The 15,689-nt window shown below is 69.2% G+C and carries 16 protein-coding genes; 9 read left to right on the top strand and 7 right to left on the bottom strand.

Features of this window, described 5'->3' with window-relative positions; all coding sequences use genetic code 11:
- Positions 1-3: 3 nt before the first annotated feature.
- On the bottom strand, positions 4-453 hold the full coding sequence (locus AACL56_RS24405; protein WP_339092373.1) for a MarR family winged helix-turn-helix transcriptional regulator: 450 nt from the start codon (positions 451-453) through the stop codon (positions 4-6).
- A 233-nt stretch (positions 454-686) separates the two neighbouring features.
- Here AACL56_RS24405 and AACL56_RS24400 point away from each other — a divergent pair, with 233 nt between their 5' ends.
- From AACL56_RS24400 to AACL56_RS24375, 6 genes are all read left to right on the top strand, one after another.
- Positions 687-1,523 carry a tripartite tricarboxylate transporter substrate binding protein gene (locus AACL56_RS24400; RefSeq protein ID WP_339092372.1) on the top strand — a complete coding sequence of 279 codons (837 nt, stop codon included), beginning with the start codon at positions 687-689 and terminating at the stop codon, positions 1,521-1,523.
- An 8-nt stretch (positions 1,524-1,531) separates the two neighbouring features.
- Positions 1,532-2,503 (top strand): amidohydrolase family protein, encoded by a 972-nt coding sequence (locus AACL56_RS24395; protein ID WP_339092371.1) that lies wholly within the window; start codon positions 1,532-1,534, stop codon positions 2,501-2,503.
- Positions 2,504-2,636: 133 nt separating this feature from the next.
- The gene (locus tag AACL56_RS24390) at positions 2,637-3,848 is read left to right on the top strand and encodes a 3-hydroxybenzoate 6-monooxygenase (protein WP_339092370.1); all 1,212 of its coding nucleotides are present in this window, start codon (positions 2,637-2,639) and stop codon (positions 3,846-3,848) included.
- Between the two features lie 2 nt (positions 3,849-3,850).
- On the top strand, positions 3,851-5,248 hold the full coding sequence (locus AACL56_RS24385) for an MFS transporter (protein WP_339092937.1): 1,398 nt from the start codon (positions 3,851-3,853) through the stop codon (positions 5,246-5,248).
- Positions 5,245-5,646 carry a DoxX family protein gene (locus AACL56_RS24380; protein WP_339092369.1) on the top strand — a complete coding sequence of 134 codons (402 nt, stop codon included), beginning with the start codon at positions 5,245-5,247 and terminating at the stop codon, positions 5,644-5,646. The genes AACL56_RS24385 and AACL56_RS24380 overlap by 4 nt, the downstream gene beginning before the upstream one ends.
- 150 nt (positions 5,647-5,796) lie before the next feature.
- Positions 5,797-6,861, top strand: a complete 1,065-nt coding sequence (locus tag AACL56_RS24375; protein ID WP_339092368.1) for a maleylacetate reductase — start codon at positions 5,797-5,799, stop codon at positions 6,859-6,861.
- 43 nt (positions 6,862-6,904) lie between these two features.
- On the opposite strand, the gene AACL56_RS24370 is transcribed toward AACL56_RS24375, so the two are convergent.
- A complete protein-coding gene (locus AACL56_RS24370; RefSeq protein WP_339092367.1) occupies positions 6,905-7,291 on the bottom strand; it encodes a helicase SNF2 in 387 nt (128 codons plus the stop codon).
- A 113-nt stretch (positions 7,292-7,404) separates the two neighbouring features.
- Complete coding sequence (locus AACL56_RS24365; protein ID WP_339092366.1) at positions 7,405-9,078, bottom strand: adenylate/guanylate cyclase domain-containing protein; 1,674 nt, start codon at positions 9,076-9,078, stop codon at positions 7,405-7,407.
- A gap of 67 nt (positions 9,079-9,145) precedes the next feature.
- Between AACL56_RS24365 and AACL56_RS24360 the strand changes: the two genes are divergently transcribed.
- On the top strand, positions 9,146-9,874 hold the full coding sequence (locus tag AACL56_RS24360; RefSeq protein WP_339092365.1) for a Crp/Fnr family transcriptional regulator: 729 nt from the start codon (positions 9,146-9,148) through the stop codon (positions 9,872-9,874).
- Between the two features lie 20 nt (positions 9,875-9,894).
- Here AACL56_RS24360 and AACL56_RS24355 read toward each other — a convergent pair whose 3' ends face one another.
- Positions 9,895-10,368 carry a DoxX family protein gene (locus AACL56_RS24355; protein WP_339092364.1) on the bottom strand — a complete coding sequence of 158 codons (474 nt, stop codon included), beginning with the start codon at positions 10,366-10,368 and terminating at the stop codon, positions 9,895-9,897.
- A gap of 525 nt (positions 10,369-10,893) precedes the next feature.
- The gene (locus AACL56_RS24350; RefSeq protein WP_339092363.1) at positions 10,894-11,814 is read right to left on the bottom strand and encodes a LysR family transcriptional regulator; all 921 of its coding nucleotides are present in this window, start codon (positions 11,812-11,814) and stop codon (positions 10,894-10,896) included.
- Positions 11,815-11,988: 174 nt separating this feature from the next.
- On the opposite strand from AACL56_RS24350, the gene AACL56_RS24345 reads away from it, so the two are divergent.
- Both AACL56_RS24345 and AACL56_RS24340 read left to right on the top strand, forming a co-directional pair.
- Positions 11,989-12,840, top strand: a complete 852-nt coding sequence (locus AACL56_RS24345; RefSeq protein WP_339092362.1) for an intradiol ring-cleavage dioxygenase — start codon at positions 11,989-11,991, stop codon at positions 12,838-12,840.
- Positions 12,841-12,936: 96 nt separating this feature from the next.
- Positions 12,937-13,695: a sulfite exporter TauE/SafE family protein gene (locus AACL56_RS24340; RefSeq protein ID WP_339092361.1), complete on the top strand. Its 759-nt coding sequence runs from the start codon at positions 12,937-12,939 to the stop codon at positions 13,693-13,695.
- A gap of 102 nt (positions 13,696-13,797) precedes the next feature.
- Here the strand turns inward: AACL56_RS24340 and AACL56_RS24335 are convergent, their stop codons facing one another.
- The gene (locus AACL56_RS24335) at positions 13,798-14,157 is read right to left on the bottom strand and encodes a DUF1428 domain-containing protein (protein ID WP_339092360.1); all 360 of its coding nucleotides are present in this window, start codon (positions 14,155-14,157) and stop codon (positions 13,798-13,800) included.
- 67 nt (positions 14,158-14,224) lie between these two features.
- Positions 14,225-15,685 carry a DHA2 family efflux MFS transporter permease subunit gene (locus AACL56_RS24330; protein ID WP_339092359.1) on the bottom strand — a complete coding sequence of 487 codons (1,461 nt, stop codon included), beginning with the start codon at positions 15,683-15,685 and terminating at the stop codon, positions 14,225-14,227.
- Positions 15,686-15,689 lie beyond the last annotated feature (4 nt).

Genomic DNA, 15,689 nt, shown 5'->3' with positions numbered 1-15,689 from the left:
CGCTCAGGCGAGCGGCGTCGCGTTGGCGTACAGGCGCAGCAGCATCGCGCGCAGCGTCTTCACCTCCGCAGCGCTGAAGTCCGAGGTCGCCACGGCCTCGTAGTGCTGGGCGAGCGGGATCAGCTCCAGCGTCAGCGCCAGGCCGCGTTCGGTGAGCGCGATGCGCACCGCGCGCTTGTCGGTGTCGCACTTCTCGCGCGCCACCAGCTCATGTGCCGCCAGCCGGTCGACGATGCGCGACAGCGCCGACAGGTCGGTCGACGCGTGCGTGGCGAGTTCCGACAGGGTCTGCTTCGGCGTGTGCTGGAGCGATGCGCACACGCGCCACTCGCTCAGGGCGAGTCCGTACGGTTTCAGCGCCTTCGCAAAGGCGTTGCCCATGCGCGCGCCGGCGCGCGCCAGAAGGAAGGGAATGGCCTTCTCGAGGTCGTGATCTTGGGGCAGGGTTTTCATCTAGACATGCTTGAACAATCAAGTATATAGTCCGCCGCAATTGCTTGAATAATCAAGCAAATACGGAGACGAGCATGACCCTGGAGCCTTCCCGCAGAACGGTTGTTTCACACGCGCTTGCATTCGCGTTCATGTGCGGCGTGCCATTGGCGCAAGCCCAGGGCCCTGTCGCCAGGTGGCCGCAGCAGGCCGTGCGCTTCGTGGTGCCTTTTCCCGCTGGATCAGCGCCCGACGTGCTGATCCGTCATGTGGGCGCCAAGCTGGGCGAGAAGTGGGGCCAGGGCGTGATCGTCGACAACAAGCCCGGCGGCAGCGGCGTGATCGGCATGAACGCGATCCTGTCCGCGCCCACCGACGGCTACACCTTCGGCTTCGTGCAGGGCTCGGCGATCTCGGTGGCGCCCAGCACCATCAAGGGCGTGAGCTACGACTTCAACCGCGACTTCGTTCCGGTGACGCTCGCGGCCGTCGCGCCTTTCATGCTCGCGGTTCCGGCCAGTTCGCCCTACAAGACCCTGGCCGATTTCATCGCCGCCGCGCGCGCCAAGCCGCAGGGCGTCGAGGTCGCCGACAACGGCCGCGGCACCGCGCCTCACCTGGCTTCCGCGCTGCTGGGCCTGCAGTCGGGCGCGCAGTTCCTCGAAGTGCACTACCCCGGCGGCGCGCAGGCCATGCAGGCGACGCTGGGCGGACAGACGCAGATGATGGTCGAAACCTACAACGTGGTTGCGGGCAATGTGCAGGGCGGGCGCATGCGCGTGCTCGCGAGCATGGGCGATCGCGTCGAGGCCGGACTCGAATCCTTCCCGCTCGCGAGCAAGACCGTGCCCGGCGCGGTGGCACACGGCTGGTTCGCAGTCATCGCGAAGAAGGGTGTCGACCCGCTGGTGCTCGCGAAGCTCAACAAGGACATGAACGAAGCGCTGCTGCTGCCCGACGTGGTGGCGAAGTCGCGCGAACTCGGCACCTATCCGCGGCCGGGAACCCCTGAACAGCTGGCGCGCTACATCGCCGACGACCGCAAGACTTGGCAGGACGTGCTGGACAAGCTCAACATCAAACCGGAGTGATTTTTCCCATGAAGAACAAGATTGCGCTCGAAGAGCATTTCGCGATCGACCTCACGATCGCCGACTCGCAGGTGTACGCCCGCCCCGAAGTGTGGCAAGGCCTGAAGAGCAACCTGCTCGACTTCGAGCAGCAGCGCCTCGAGAAGATGGACGAGTGGGGCACGGAGCTGTCGATCCTGTCGCTCAATTCGCCCGCGGTGCAGGGCATCCCCGATGCGAAGCGGGCCATCGAGGTGGCGCGGCGGGCCAACGACGTGCTGGCCGAGCAGATCCGGCGCCACCCCGCGCGCTTCGGCGGTTTCGCGGCGTTGCCCATGCAGGACCCCGAGGCGGCCGCGCGCGAACTGGAGCGCTGCGTGCAGCAGCTGGGCTTCCACGGCTTCCTGGTCAACGGCTTCTCGCAGGTGGGCGACGAGAACACCGTCGTGTACTACGACGACGCGCGCTTCAACGATTTCTGGACGGCCGCGGCCACGTTGAAGAAACCCTTCTACATGCACCCGCGCGACCCGCTGCTGGGCCGCGAGCCGATCTACGAAGGCGCGCACTGGCTCACCGGACCGACCTGGGCTTTCGCGATGGAAACGGCGATCCATGCGCTGCGCCTGATGTCCAGCGGCATGTTCGACCGTCACCCCGCGTTGCAGATGATCCTCGGCCACTTCGGCGAAGGCATTCCGTTCAACATCTGGCGCGTGGACCACATCCTGCGCAAGGGCCGCCGCGGCATGCCTTGCGACAGGGAGATCGGCGACTACCTGCGCAGCAACGTGCACATCACCACCAGCGGCAACTTCCGCACGCCCACGCTGCTGTCGACCATGCTCGAGGTGGGATCGGACCGCATCATGTATTCGGTGGACTACCCGTTCGAGAAGCACGAGGACGCCGCGCGCTGGTTCGACGCCTGCGAGATCAGCGAGAACGACCGGCAGAAGATCGGCCGCGACAACGCCCGCAGGCTGTTCGGATTGGCATGAGCTCACCTCCAGTCTTCGCGCACTTCGTGTCGCTACGCCAACCCCCTTTCAGGGGGCAACACCAACGGCCCGGCGAAGCCGGTTCCGTGGTGTTCCTGGAAGGAACTCCCGCGCAGAGCCTTGAGGAAGATCGATGAACAAATCAATAGACACCCGCCCCGTGCTGGTGGCCGGCGGCGGCATCGGCGGCCTCGCCGCCGCGCTGGCCCTGGTGCGCGAGGGCTACCGCGTGAAGGTGATCGAGCAGGCCGGCCAGATCGGCGAGATCGGCGCGGGCATCCAGCTGAGCCCGAACGCTTTCGCGGCCTGCGACGCGCTGGGCGTGGGCGAGCATCTGCGGGCCAAGGCGGTCTACACCGAGGAGATGGTGATGTTCGACGCCATCGACGCGAAGCGCGTGGCGGGCATCTCGCTGTCCGAGCGGTTCCGCGAACGCTTCGGCAACCCCTATGCGGTCATCCACCGCGCCGACATCCACGGCGCGCTGCTCGAAGGCGTGAAGCAGACGACCGACGGCATCGAGTTCCTCACGTCGACCAAGGTGGTGCACATCGAGCAGGACGAGCACGGAGTGACGCTCATCGACGCGCAGGGCGGCCGGCACGAAGGCCAGGCGGTGATCGGCTGCGACGGCGTGCGCTCCGCGGTGCGCCAGCAGTACGTGGGCGACAGCATCCGCGTGTCGGGGCACGTGGTGTTCCGCGCGGTGGTCGACACGGCGGACTTTCCCCAGGCGCTGCGCTTCACCGCGCCATGCATCTGGGTGGGACCCAACTGCCACCTGGTGCACTACCCGCTGAAGGGCGGCGACAAGTTCAACATCGCCGTCACCTTCCACAGCGACCAGCCCGAGGAATGGGGTTCGATGGAGGGCGATCCGGCCGAGGTGCAGCGCTACTTTCGCCCGACCTGCGAGCAGGTGCAGCAGCTGCTGCGAATCCCGAAGGCGTGGAAGCGCTATTCCACGGCCGACCGCAACCCCATCGAGCAATGGACTTTCGGCCGTGCCACGCTGCTGGGCGACGCGGCGCACCCGATGGTGCAGTACCTCGCGCAGGGCGCCTGCACGGCCTGCGAGGACGCGGTAACGCTGGGCTTCGCGCTGCGGCGCGAAGGTGGCGACTGGCCGCGCGCGCTGGCGCTGTACGAACGCTCCCGGGTGGCGCGCACGGCACGCGTGGTGCTGTCGGCGCGCGAGATGGGCCGCATCTACCACGCAAAGGGCGTCGAGCGGCTGGTGCGCAACAGCATGTGGACCGGCAGGCCGCAGGAGCGCTTCTACGACGCACTCGAATGGCTCTACGGCTGGACGGCCGCGAACTGCCTCGACGAGGTCGCCGCATGAGGATGACGCCGCAATCGCTGGAGGCTGCCGGCGGCGGCGCCTCCGCATCGGCCGACGCCATCGACATACCCGCGCTGATCGACAGCCAGCCCGTCAGCGCGTTCCAGAAATGGATCCTGCTGCTGGTCGGCTGCGCGGTGGTGATGGACGGCTTCGACGTCCAGGCCATGGGCTTCGTCGCGCCCGCCATCGTGCAGGCTTGGGGCATCGAGAAAGGCGCGCTCGGACCGGTGTTCGGCGCGGGGCTGTTCGGGATGCTGGTCGGCTCGCTGGTGCTCAGCATCTGCGCCGACCGCATCGGCCGGCGGCCGGTGCTGCTGGGGGCCACGGTGTTCTTCGCGCTGTGCATGCTCGCCACGGCCTTCGCGCACACGCTCGACCAGTTGCTGGCACTGCGCTTCATCACCGGCATCGGGCTGGGCGGCATCATGGCCAACGCCAGCGCGCTGGCCAGCGAGTACAGCCCGCAGCGCCGTCGGGTCACGCTGATGATGTGGGTGTCGTGCGGCTTCACTGGCGGCGCAGTGCTGGGCGGCCTGATCTCGGCCGTGCTCATTCCCTGGGGTGGGTGGCAGGCGGTGTTCATCTTCGGCGGCGTGGTGCCGCTGGCGATCGCCGCGCTCATGGCGCGCCACATGCCGGAGTCGATGCAGTTCCTGGTGCTTCGCGGCCGCAGGCTCGACCGCGTGGAGCAGTGGCTCGGCCGCATCGCGCCCGGGGTGCGTGCCGGCCCCGACACGCGCTACGTGGTGCACGAGGCGAAGCAGGACGGCGCGCCGGTGGTCGAGCTGTTCCGCGCGGGGCGCGGGCCGGCCACGCTGCTGTTGTGGGGCATCAACTTCATGAACCTGCTGAACCTGTTCTTTCTTGCGAACTGGCTCCCCACCATCGCGGCCGAGTCCGGCTACAGCGGGCGCACCGCCGTGCTGGTGGGCACGCTGCTGCAGGTGGGCGGCGTGATCGGCACCGTGGCCATGGGCCCGCTGATCGACCGCGTCGGCTTCTACCGCGTGCTGGTACCGGTCTTCGCCGTGGCCGTGGCGGCCATCGCGGTCATCGGGCAGCCGGCGCTGCCGCTGGCCCTGCTGCTCGCGGTGGTCATGGTGAGCGGCTTCTGCGTGGTGGGCGCGCAGCCGGCGCTCATCGCGCTGGCATCGAGCGTTTACCCGACCACGGTGCGCGCCACCGGCATGGGCTGGAGCCTGGGCATCGGCCGCGCCGGCTCCATCGTGGGACCGGTGCTGGCGGGCTGGCTCATCGGACTGCACTGGACGAACAGTGCGCTGTTCATCGCGGCGGCCGTGCCGGCGCTGCTGTCGTGCGCCATGGTGCTGTGCATGGGGCGCCTCAAATTCACCGGCGCCACGGCGGCGCCTTCACATCCTGGAGACGAGCAATGACGACGAACGAATCGCGCGGCTGGACCATCGCTGCGCGCGCATTGATGGCGGTGATCTTCCTGGTGGCCGGCGTGCGCAAGCTCATGACCTACGGCGCCACGCTCGGCTACTTCGCCAAGCTGGGCATTCCGCTGCCGGACGTGGTGCTGCCGCTGACCATCGCCCTCGAGGTGGGCGGCGGGCTGCTGCTGGTCGCCGGCTGGCGCGTGCGGTGGGTGGCATCGGCGCTGGCGATCTTCACGCTCGCCACGGCTTTCACCGCGCATGCGTTCTGGTCCGCCGACGCGGCGCAGTTCGCCGGGCAGCTCAACAACTTCCTGAAGAACGTGGCGATGGTCGGCGGCTTCCTGCTGCTGATCGCCCACGCGGCGGCCAGCGAGCGCAAGGCTGGGCCCTGAGCGGAAAACTGCTTTCCGTTCCTGTCGTTGAAGCGTGCGCGCGCCGGCCGGACACTCACCGGCCGTGCCACCGGCCGCCCGCGGAAGTATGGTGGATGCCCGGCATCGGCCGCTCTTCATGAACACCCGGAAAAGACAGACAGGAACGCCATGACCTCCACACCCTCGTTCGTCTACAACAGCGTGCCCCAGCGGGTGGTGTTCGGCGCCGGTTCGCTGCAGCACCTGGCGCGCGAGATCGACACGCTCGGCGCGCGCCGCGCGCTGGTGCTCTCCACGCCCGAGCAGCGCCCGCAGGCCGAGCGCGTGGCCGACATGCTCGGCGCCCATGCCGCGGGCGTGTTCGACCGCGCCGTGATGCACGTCCCCATCGAGACCGCACGCGAAGCGCGCGAGGTGGCCCGCCGCCTGGGCGCCGATTGCGCGGTGGCCATCGGCGGCGGCTCGACCACCGGGCTGGGCAAGGCGATCGCACTCGACTCGGGCCTGCCGATCCTGGCCATTCCCACCACCTACGCGGGCTCCGAGATGACGCCGATCTACGGCATCACCGAAGCCGGCATGAAGAAGACGGGGAAGGATTTCAAGGTGCTGCCGCGCACGGTGATTTACGACCCGGAGCTGTCGCTGAGCCTGCCCGTGGGCATGAGCGTGACCAGCGGCATCAACGCCATCGCGCATGCGGCCGAAGGACTCTACGCGGTCGATTCGAACCCGGTCATGGACCTGATGGCGCAGGAAGGCATTGCCGCGCTGGGCCGCGCGCTGCCGGCGCTTCGCACGGCGCCGCGGGACCTGGGCGCGCGCAGCGATGCGCTCTACGGGGCATGGTTGTGCGGCACGGTGCTCGGCAGCGTCGGCATGGCGCTGCACCACAAGCTGTGCCACACGCTCGGCGGCAGCTTCAACCTGCCGCACGCCGAGACCCACACCATCGTGCTGCCGCATGCGCTCGCCTACAACGCCGAAGCGGCGCCGCAGGCCATGGCGCGCATCGCGAAGGCGTTGGGTGGAAGCAGCGCCGCGCAAACGGTGTTCGACCTCGCACGCGACAACGGCGCGCCGGTGGCGTTGCGCGACATCGGCATGAAAGAGTCCGACCTGGACCTGGCCTGCGCGCACGCGCTCACGAACCAGTATCCCAATCCGCGCCCGCTGGAGCGGGACGCGATCCGCGCCCTGTTGCAGAACGCGTGGGAAGGCACGCGGCCCTGAACCCGGAAGGCTGCAGCGGGGCCGCGCGCGCTGCCTGCCGCGATTACAGCGGTAGTGCGTCGCCCCTGGCCGCGGCGCGGGCTGCGGCGCGCACAGTCGCGCGGTCGATCGTGCTGGCCAGCACCGGGGCGGTGCCGGACGCAGCGCCTTCGGCGTAGGGGTTGTCGCTGTGCGCGGCCGCAACGGCTTCGGCACGGACCGCGGCGCGGCTGACCGACGAAGCGATCACCGCAGCGGGGCCGGCGCCGGCGCCCTCGGCATAGGGGTTGTCGCTGTGCGCGGCAGCCACGGCTGCGGCGCGCACATCGTTGCGGCTGGCGGACGAGGCGACCGGATGCACGCCGTCGTAGGTTTCGGCGCGTGCTGCGCCTGCGGCGCCCAGCATGGCGAATGCGAGGGCGGAAAGAGCGATGCGTTGCGTGGAGTTCATGGTGCGAGTCCCTTCGGTTGTCTGTGTGGGCGGCGGACATTCGTCGTTGCCACGCAGGCAGTGTGAAACTTCACCGTGCGGCGCGCTGTGCGTTTGCGCACCGCTTTTGCCGATCAGCGCGGCGCTGCGGCGTGCGGCACGTGGAGCACCGCAAGAGGTTCGGAGCGGCCGCGCACCGCGAGCGTCTCGGGCGCGCCCATCGTGTCCGCCACGCCGGCCTGTTCCGCTGCGAAGAGCGAGACCACGAGGCGCGATGCCGCGGTCTTCGAGTGATCCTGCAGTCGGCTTGCCGTGTTCACCACCTCGCCGATGGCCGTGAAGGTGGTGGTCTCCAGGTAGCCCACTTCGCCCACCGCCGCGCGCCCCGCGTGCAGGCCCATGCCGAACTCCAGCCGCTGGCCGAACTGCGCCTCGAAGCCTTCGCTCCAGGCATCCATGCGCTGGCCGATGAGCGTGGTCGCGCGCAGGGCCTGCCTGCACGCGGTGGGCAGGTCGCCCTCGAGCCCGAAGATGGCCATCACACTGTCGCCGATGAACTGGTTGGGCACGCCGCCGCTCTCTCGCACGGCCGCGCCCACGGTGGCGAAATAGCGGTCGAGCACGTAGGCCAGGTCGAACGGCCACTGCCGCTCCGACAGGCCCGACCAGCGCCGCAGGTCGACGAAGAGGATCGCCACGTCGCGCTCGCGCCCGAAGCTGCCGACCGGCGCGGGCCGGCCTTCGTTGGGCAGCGGCGCGAACAGCGGCGTGACCTCGATGTCGCCATGCGGGCGCAGCTGGCACGCCAGGCGCACGTCGGCCGGCGCGCGCACCCGCTCCAGCGTGCGCTGCTCGTCGCGGCCCGGCTCGCCGATGTGCCCGGCCGCGCCGGCCACGCGCACGCGGCAGGTCGAGCAGCGCGCGCGTCCGCCGCAGATGGACACATGGTCGATGCCGTGGGAGCGGCTGGCCTCCAGCACGCTCCAGCCGCGCGGCACCTGCACCGTGCGGCCGGGGTAGCGCAGCGTGACCGACGGCTCGCGCGACCAGCGCGCCATGCTGCCGCGGGCCCAGCGCGCCGCCAGCAGCGCGGCCAGTGCGAGCCCGTAGGCCCACTTGATGCCGCTTTCGGCCGCGCCCAGCGCCTTGCCCTGCTCGGCCGTGGGCAGCGTGACGGGCGGCACGCCGTTCCACTGGAACTCGCGCCCCATCGACACGAACCCCATTGCCGCCGCCAGCGGCAGCACCACCGCGACGGCCAGCAGCAGGTGCGAGAACCGCCGGTACGCCGGCTGCGCGCGCAGCGCGAAGTGCAGGCCGAGGCAGCCATGGGTCCACGCGGCCAGCATCATCAGCAGCTGCGCGCCCGCGCCCCGCCAGTCCCACAGCCCCCAGACCACGCGCACGTACGAGCCCTCGATGCCGTAGGCCAGGTAGGCGCCGCGCATGGCGGCGAGGTGGGCGGCCAGCAGCAGCGGCAGCGCGAAGCCCAGCAGCACGCGCAGGGCCTCCAGCGGTGGCATGCGCAGGGTGCGGCGCTCCCACAGCGCGACCACCGCCAGCGCGAGGTGCGTGACGGCCGCGCCATACAGCAGCACCGTGCCCGGCAGGCTGTGCCAGAACTTCTGCACCCCGCGCAGCACCGTCTCGGCAAGGGCGAACGAGTAGATGCCCAGCGCATGGTTCAGCAGGTGGAAGCTGATGTACGCCATCAGCACCAGCCCGCTGGTCCAGCGCAGGTTGCGCCGGGTCGGCGTTCTCAGCGGAAAAAGCGAGGCCGGAGCCGGGCGGGGGGAACGTCTGTCCATGAACGGGTTCGAAGCGGCACCCGAGCATAATCCGCGCGCTCATACCCCTTGACCATCGATCCCCGGCATGGCCAGCCCTGAAACCACTTCCCGTTCCAGCCTCGCGCTGCGCCAGATCGCGCTGCTCGAAGGCCTCTCCGACCAGCGCCTGGCATTGCTGGCGCAGCAGTGCCTGTGGCACAGCGTGGAGGCCGGCAAGCCGCTGCTGCTGCGTGCCGAGCAGCAGGGCGAGGTGTTCCTGCTGGTGTCCGGCCGCGTGCGGGTGACGACCTACTCAGCCAACGGCCGGCAGGTGACCTTCCGCGATTCGGAGGCCGGCGAGCATTTCGGAGACATCGCGGCCATCGACGGCGGGCCGCGTTCCGCCGATGTGGTCACCCTGGCGCCGAGCGTGGTGGCCAGCCTGGACCGCGCGGCCTTCATCGCGCTGCTGCGCGACGAGCCCGTCGTGGCAGAACGGGTGATGCAGCGGCTGGCGGGGCTGGTGCGCCAGCTGTCGGAGCGCGTGATCGACCTGAGCACCCTCGGCGTGCAGAACCGGCTGCATGCCGAACTGCTGCGCCTGGCCCGCGCGGCAGGCGCCCATGACGGTGACGACAACCAGTCCCGGCTCGATCCCGCCCCCCGGCACGCCGCGCTGGCCAGCCAGATCAGCACCAACCGCGAGCAGGTGACCCGCGAACTCAACGTGCTGGTGCGCAGCGGCGTGCTGCGCAAGGACGACAAGGCCCTGGTCGTGACCGACCTGGCCCGGCTGGCATCGATGGTCTCGCAGGTGCGGGGTGACGCCGGCTGAGCCGGAAGGCCTTCGGTATCTCAGTTCCAGCGGCCCTTGAGGCCCCCCACGCTGAAGCGCCCCGCGCCCAGCAGCACCACCGTCAGCGCGCCGAACAGGTACAGGCCCTGCAGTTCCAGCGCCCAGCCGCCTTGCTTGGTCAGCGCGAACATGTCGGCCATGTGTACCAGGCCGAAGGCCACCAGCATGTTGATGACCACCACGGCGGCCGCGGCGCGGGTGAAGACGCCCGCGATCATCAGCAGCGGCGCGACGATCTCGCCCACGTACACCAGATAGGCCAGTCCGCCCGGCAGGCCGGCCTTGGCCAGCATGCCGCCGATGAAGCCCACCCCGGCCGACAGCTTGAAGATGCCGTGCAGCAGCACCAGGAAACCGATCGTCACGCGCAGCAGCAGCTTGCCGGCATCGTCCGTGCCGGCTGGGGAAACGGTGGACAGCGGCGCTTCGATCGGCGCACGCGTGGTGTTGGCGGCTACGGCCTGGGTGTTCATGGCAGATCCTTGGAAATCGGAGGGTCCGCCGCGGAATGCGGCGGTTGCGGTTCCAGTGTGCGGGGCTGCGGACATACGGAATGTGCGTTTACGCACATGTTTCGAGCATTCGCTGCCGTGCCGTCTTCCCGTGGAACACCGCGGAACCGGCTTTGCGGGGCCTTAGGTGTTGCCCCCGGTAGGGGGAAGGCGAAGCGGACACGAAGTGCCGCGCAGCCTGGGGGCGAGCCAGGAACACCGCGGAACCGGCTTTGCCGGGCCGCAGGTGTTGCCCCCGGTAGGGGGAAGGAGAAGCGGACACGAAGTGCCGCGCAGCCTGGGGGCGAGCCAGGAACACCGCGGAACCGGCTTTGCCGGGCCGCAGGTGTTGCCCCCCGGTAGGGGGAAGGAGAAGCGGACACGAAGTGCCGCGCAGCTTGGGGGCGAGCCAAGAACACCAAGGAACCGGCTTTGCCGGGCCTTAGGTGTTGCCCCCGGTAGGGGGAAGGCGAAGCGACACGAAGTGCGCGCAGCCTGGGGGCGAGCCTAGAACCTTCCGGTCCACTTGCGCTCGTAGTCCATCTTGTGGAAATGCGCCGCCATGAAGTCGATGAAGCTGCGCACCTTCGCCGACAGGTGCTTGCGGCTCGGATATGCCAGGTTGATGGTCAGGTGCGGCAGGTCCCAGTCGTCCAGCGTGGGCACCAGCCGGCCGGCGACGATGTCGTCGTAGACGATGTAGGTCGGCTGCACCAGGATGCCCATGCCGTCGAGGGCGGCGGCGCGCAGCACCTGGCCGTCGTTCGACTCCAGCAGCCCGGTGACCGACACCGTCCGCGTCTCGTCGCCGCGGCGAAAGCGCAGCTCGTTCGGGTTGTTCGCGTGGGTGTAGATCAGCAGCTTGTGCTGCGCCAGGTCGTCCAGCGTCTTCGGCAAGCCGTGCTGCGCGAAATAGCGCGGCGAGGCCGCAAGAATGCGCCGCGTCTCGCCGAGCCGACGGATGGTGACGTTCGAATCGGGCTCGTACTCGCGCGTGCGGATCGCCACGTCGATGTTGTTGTCGATCAGGTCGAAGTAGCGATTGGCCGCCTCCACATGCACCTTCACGCCCGGATAGCGCTGGGTGTACTCGCGCAGCAGCGGCGCGATGTGGTGGATCGAGAACGACAGCGAAGCCGTCACGCGCAGCGTGCCGGTCGGGTTCAGCGCGGTGGCGTTCACCGTCGATTCGGCGTCCGACAGGTCGGCCAGGATGGTGCGCGCGCGGCCGCAGAACTCGCGGCCGGTGTCGGTCAGGTACAGGCGGCGCGTGTTGCGCTCGACCAGCCGCGCGCCCAGCCGGGCTTCGAGCGCGCTCAGGTGGCGGCTCGCCGCGGCGTTCGACAGGCCCAGCGCCTCGGCCGCGCGGCTCAGGCTGCCGGCATCGGCGATCTGCACGAGCAGTGCGATTTCGGTCCAGCGGTCCATGGGCGTGCGTCTCCGGGAGCTTGTCTTTTGTCGGGCCGGGCGATTTTGGCGCAGCAAGGGGTGCGACCGTTCCGCTGGGCGGAAAAATCATTTGCGTCCCCGGTGCTTTCATGGGAACGGCGCGCGGCCTACAGTGCCCCGTTCGCCCGACAGAGACAACACGGAGACGCCACGATGCGCAACCTCAACCAGGACAACATCACGCAGGCCGTGCTTGCACGCTTCGCAGACACGCCCGATCCGCGGCTGCGCGAGATCATGACCAGCCTCGTGCAGCACCTGCACGCCTTCGCGCGCGAGGTGAAGCTCACGGAAGAAGAGTGGTTCCAGGGCATCCAGTACCTCACGGCCACCGGCCAGAAGTGCGACGACAAGCGCCAGGAGTTCATCCTGCTGTCGGACGTGCTGGGCCTGTCGATGCTGACCATCGCGATGAACAACGACAAGCCCGCGGGCTGCACCGAGGCCACGGTGTTCGGCCCGTTCTACTTCGAGGGCGCCCCCGAGTACGAGCAGGGTGCCGACGTGGCCAACGGCGCTGCTGGCGCGCCCTGCGATGTGCATGCCACGGTGCATGGCCTCGGCGGCGAGCCGGTGGCCGGCGCGGTGGTCGATGTGTGGCAGGCCGACGAAGGCGGCCACTACGACGTGCAGCACGAGGGACTGGACCACTCCGAGAACCGCGGCCGGCTGCGCACCGCTGCCGACGGCTCGCTGCATTTCCGCAGCGTGCTGGCCGAGGCCTATCCGATCCCGGTCGACGGGCCGGTGGGCGACCTGCTGCGCGCCACCCGGCGCCACCCGTGGCGGCCTGCCCACCTGCACTTCAAGATCGAGGCGCCGGGCTACGAGCCGCTCATCACCCATGTGTTCCGTGAAGGCGACCAGTGGCTCGACTCCGACGCGGTGTTCGCCGTGCGCCAGTCGCTGGTGGCGCCGTGGACGCAGCAGGCCGACGGCCGCTGGCGGCTGGACTTCGACTTCGTGCTGAACCCGCTGGCGCAGCCCGCCGCTCTCGCCGCCTGAGCGGCGCGTCCTGCCTGCCCGGCAGGCTCCGCCTCATCCTGCTACGCTCGCCCAGCCTGCCGTCCGGCGGGCTTTTTTCTGCGCTGGCGTCTTCCCATGGCCTTTCCTCTCATCACCGACCCGTACTTCTACGCGGTCGCCATTCCCGCCGTGCTGCTGCTCGGCATCAGCAAGAGCGGCTTCGGCGCCGGCTTCGGTTCGCTCGCGGTGCCTCTGATGGCGCTGGCCGTCACCGTGCCGCAGGCCGCCGCCATCCTGATGCCGCTGCTGCTGCTGATGGACCTGCTGGGACTGGCCGCGTTCCGGCGCGACTTCGACCGTTCGCTGCTCAAGTTCCTGATTCCGTTCGGCCTGCTGGGCACGGTGGTCGGCACGCTGCTGTTCCGCGTGCTGTCGGCGCACACGGTGGCGGGCATCGTGGGCGTGTTCACCCTGCTGTTCCTGGCGCAGCGCGTGCTGTTCCCGCCCAAGCCGAACGACCCGCTGCCCTCGCGCGGCGTGGGCGCGGTGCTGACCACCGTGTCCGGCTTCACCAGCTTCATCGCGCACGCGGGCGGCCCGCCGATCAACGCCTACGTGATTCCGCTGCGGCTCAAGCCGGTGATCTTCACCGCCACCATGGCCTACTTCTTTTTCGTGGTGAACCTGAGCAAGTGGATTCCGTACGCCTGGCTCGGCCTGCTCGACTTCCGAACCCTGTCCACCTCGCTCGTGCTGATGCCGATCGCGCCGCTGGGCGTGTGGGTCGGCATCCGCATCGCTCGGCGCATCGACGCGACGTGGTTCTATCGCTTCGTGTACCTCGGGATGCTGCTCACGGGCCTGAAGCTCGTCTATGACGGGTTCATCGGCTAACCCCCAGCCTTCGCGCACTTCGTGTCGCTGCGCCAACCCCCTTGCAGGGGGCAACACCAGCGGCCCGGCAAAGCCGGTTCCGCGGTGTTTCCGGGGAAAAAATCAGAGCTCGACGAGGCCCTTGAAGCCGCCAAAGATCATCCGCTTCGCATCGAAGGGCATGGTCTTGGGGTCCATGGCCGCGATGCGCGGGTCGGCCATGACCTTCGCGTTCACGGTGTCGCGGTGCTTGCGCGACTTGTAGGTGATCCACGAGAACGCCACCGTCTCGTCGGGCTTCTGCTTCACGCTCTGCGGGAACGAGGTGAGCTTGCCGGGCTTCACGTCGTCGGCGATGCACTCCACGTATTCGAGCGCGCCGTATTCCATCCAGACCTTGCCGGCCTTGCGCGCCAGCTTGCGATAGGCCTCCACGTTGGCGGTGGGGATGGCGACGATGAAGCCGTCTACATAACGAGCCATGGTGCTTCTCCTGAACAAAGAGTGGAAACGTTGAAGAAAGAAAACCGGCGGCTGCATGGCGCGAGGTTCACGATGCCGCCGTTTCACGGGGTGCCGCTTCGTCGTTGTTCTGTATCTGCCCCGGCATGGCGGAGCGAAGCAGCAGGGCCCCGATGAGACCCGCCGCCGCCGCGAACACGGCGCCGACGAGAAACGCAAGGTTGTAGCCGCCGGTGAGCGCCAGCGGCAGCTGCGCGCCGGCGGCTTCCATCGACGCGGTGCGCGCGGCGGCTGCGCTGGCCAGCACGGCCAGGCCGAGCGCGCCGCCCATCATGAAGGCGGTGTTGACCACCCCCGAGGCCAGGCCCGAGTCGGCGGGGCTCACCTCGCTCATGGCCGCCAGCAGCACCGGGTTGAAGGCCATGCCCGCGCCCAGGCCCAGCAGCATCATGCCGGGCAGCACGTCGATCACGAAGCTTCCGTCGACCGGCGCCCGCGCGAACAGCGCCAACCCGATGGCCGCGAGCCAGAGCCCGGCCGCCAGCGGCTTGCGGATGCCGAAGCGCATCACGATCTTCGCGGACAGCCCGAGCGAGAACACCGCCATGATGATGTTGGCCGGAAGGAAGGCCAGGCCGATCTGCATCGGCGTGTAGTTCAGCACCAGCTGCATGTACAGCGCCGAGATGAAGAACCATGCGAACATGGCCGCGGCCCACAGCACGCCCACCACGTTGGCCACCGACACGCTGCGCAGCCTGAACAGGCCCAGCGGCATGAGCGGATGCTGCACGCGCGATTCGATGGCGATGAACGCCGCCAGCAGCACCACGGCCGCGCCGAGCAGGCCGAGCGTCTGCGCGGAGGTCCAGCCGGCCTCGTTGCCGTTGACCACGCCGTACACCGCCAGCATCAGCGACAGCGTCACGGTGACGGCACCGGCCACGTCCAGCTTCTCGCCGTGCGCATGGCCGCGTGCCGCGGGCAGCAGCGCCACGCACAGCGCGTACACGGCCACGCCGATCGGCAGGTTCACCAGGAAGATCCAGTGCCAGCTCAGCGTGCTCGTGAGCAAGCCGCCCAGCAGCACGCCGATGCTGCCGCCGCCGGCGCACACGAAGCCGTACACGCCCATGGCCTTGGCCCGGTCGGCCGGCTCGGTGAACAGGTTCATGATGAGCGAGAGCGACACGGCAGACACCACCGCGCCGCCCAGGCCCTGCACCGCGCGCGCGGCCACCAGCAGGCCCTGCGAGGTCGAGACCCCGCAGGCCAGCGAGGCCAGCGTGAACAGCACCAGGCCCGCGAGGAACACGCGGCGGTGGCCGTACAGGTCGCCCAGCCGCCCGCCCAGCAGCAGGAAGCCGCCGAAAGTGAGCATGTAGGCGTTGACCACCCACACCAGCGAGGTCTCGGTGAAGCCGAGGTCGGTGCGGATCGAAGGCAGCGCCACGTTCACGATGGTGGTGTCGAGCACGATCATCAGGACGCCCAGGCACAGCACCATCAAGGCGAGCCAGCGCTTGCGGTTGTCGAGTGTGCCGGTCATGCGC

The sequence above is a fragment of the Variovorax paradoxus genome (genome assembly GCF_902712855.1).
Taxonomy (GTDB): domain Bacteria; phylum Pseudomonadota; class Gammaproteobacteria; order Burkholderiales; family Burkholderiaceae_C; genus Variovorax; species Variovorax paradoxus_Q.
This window is presented reverse-complemented; position numbering and strand designations above follow the sequence as displayed.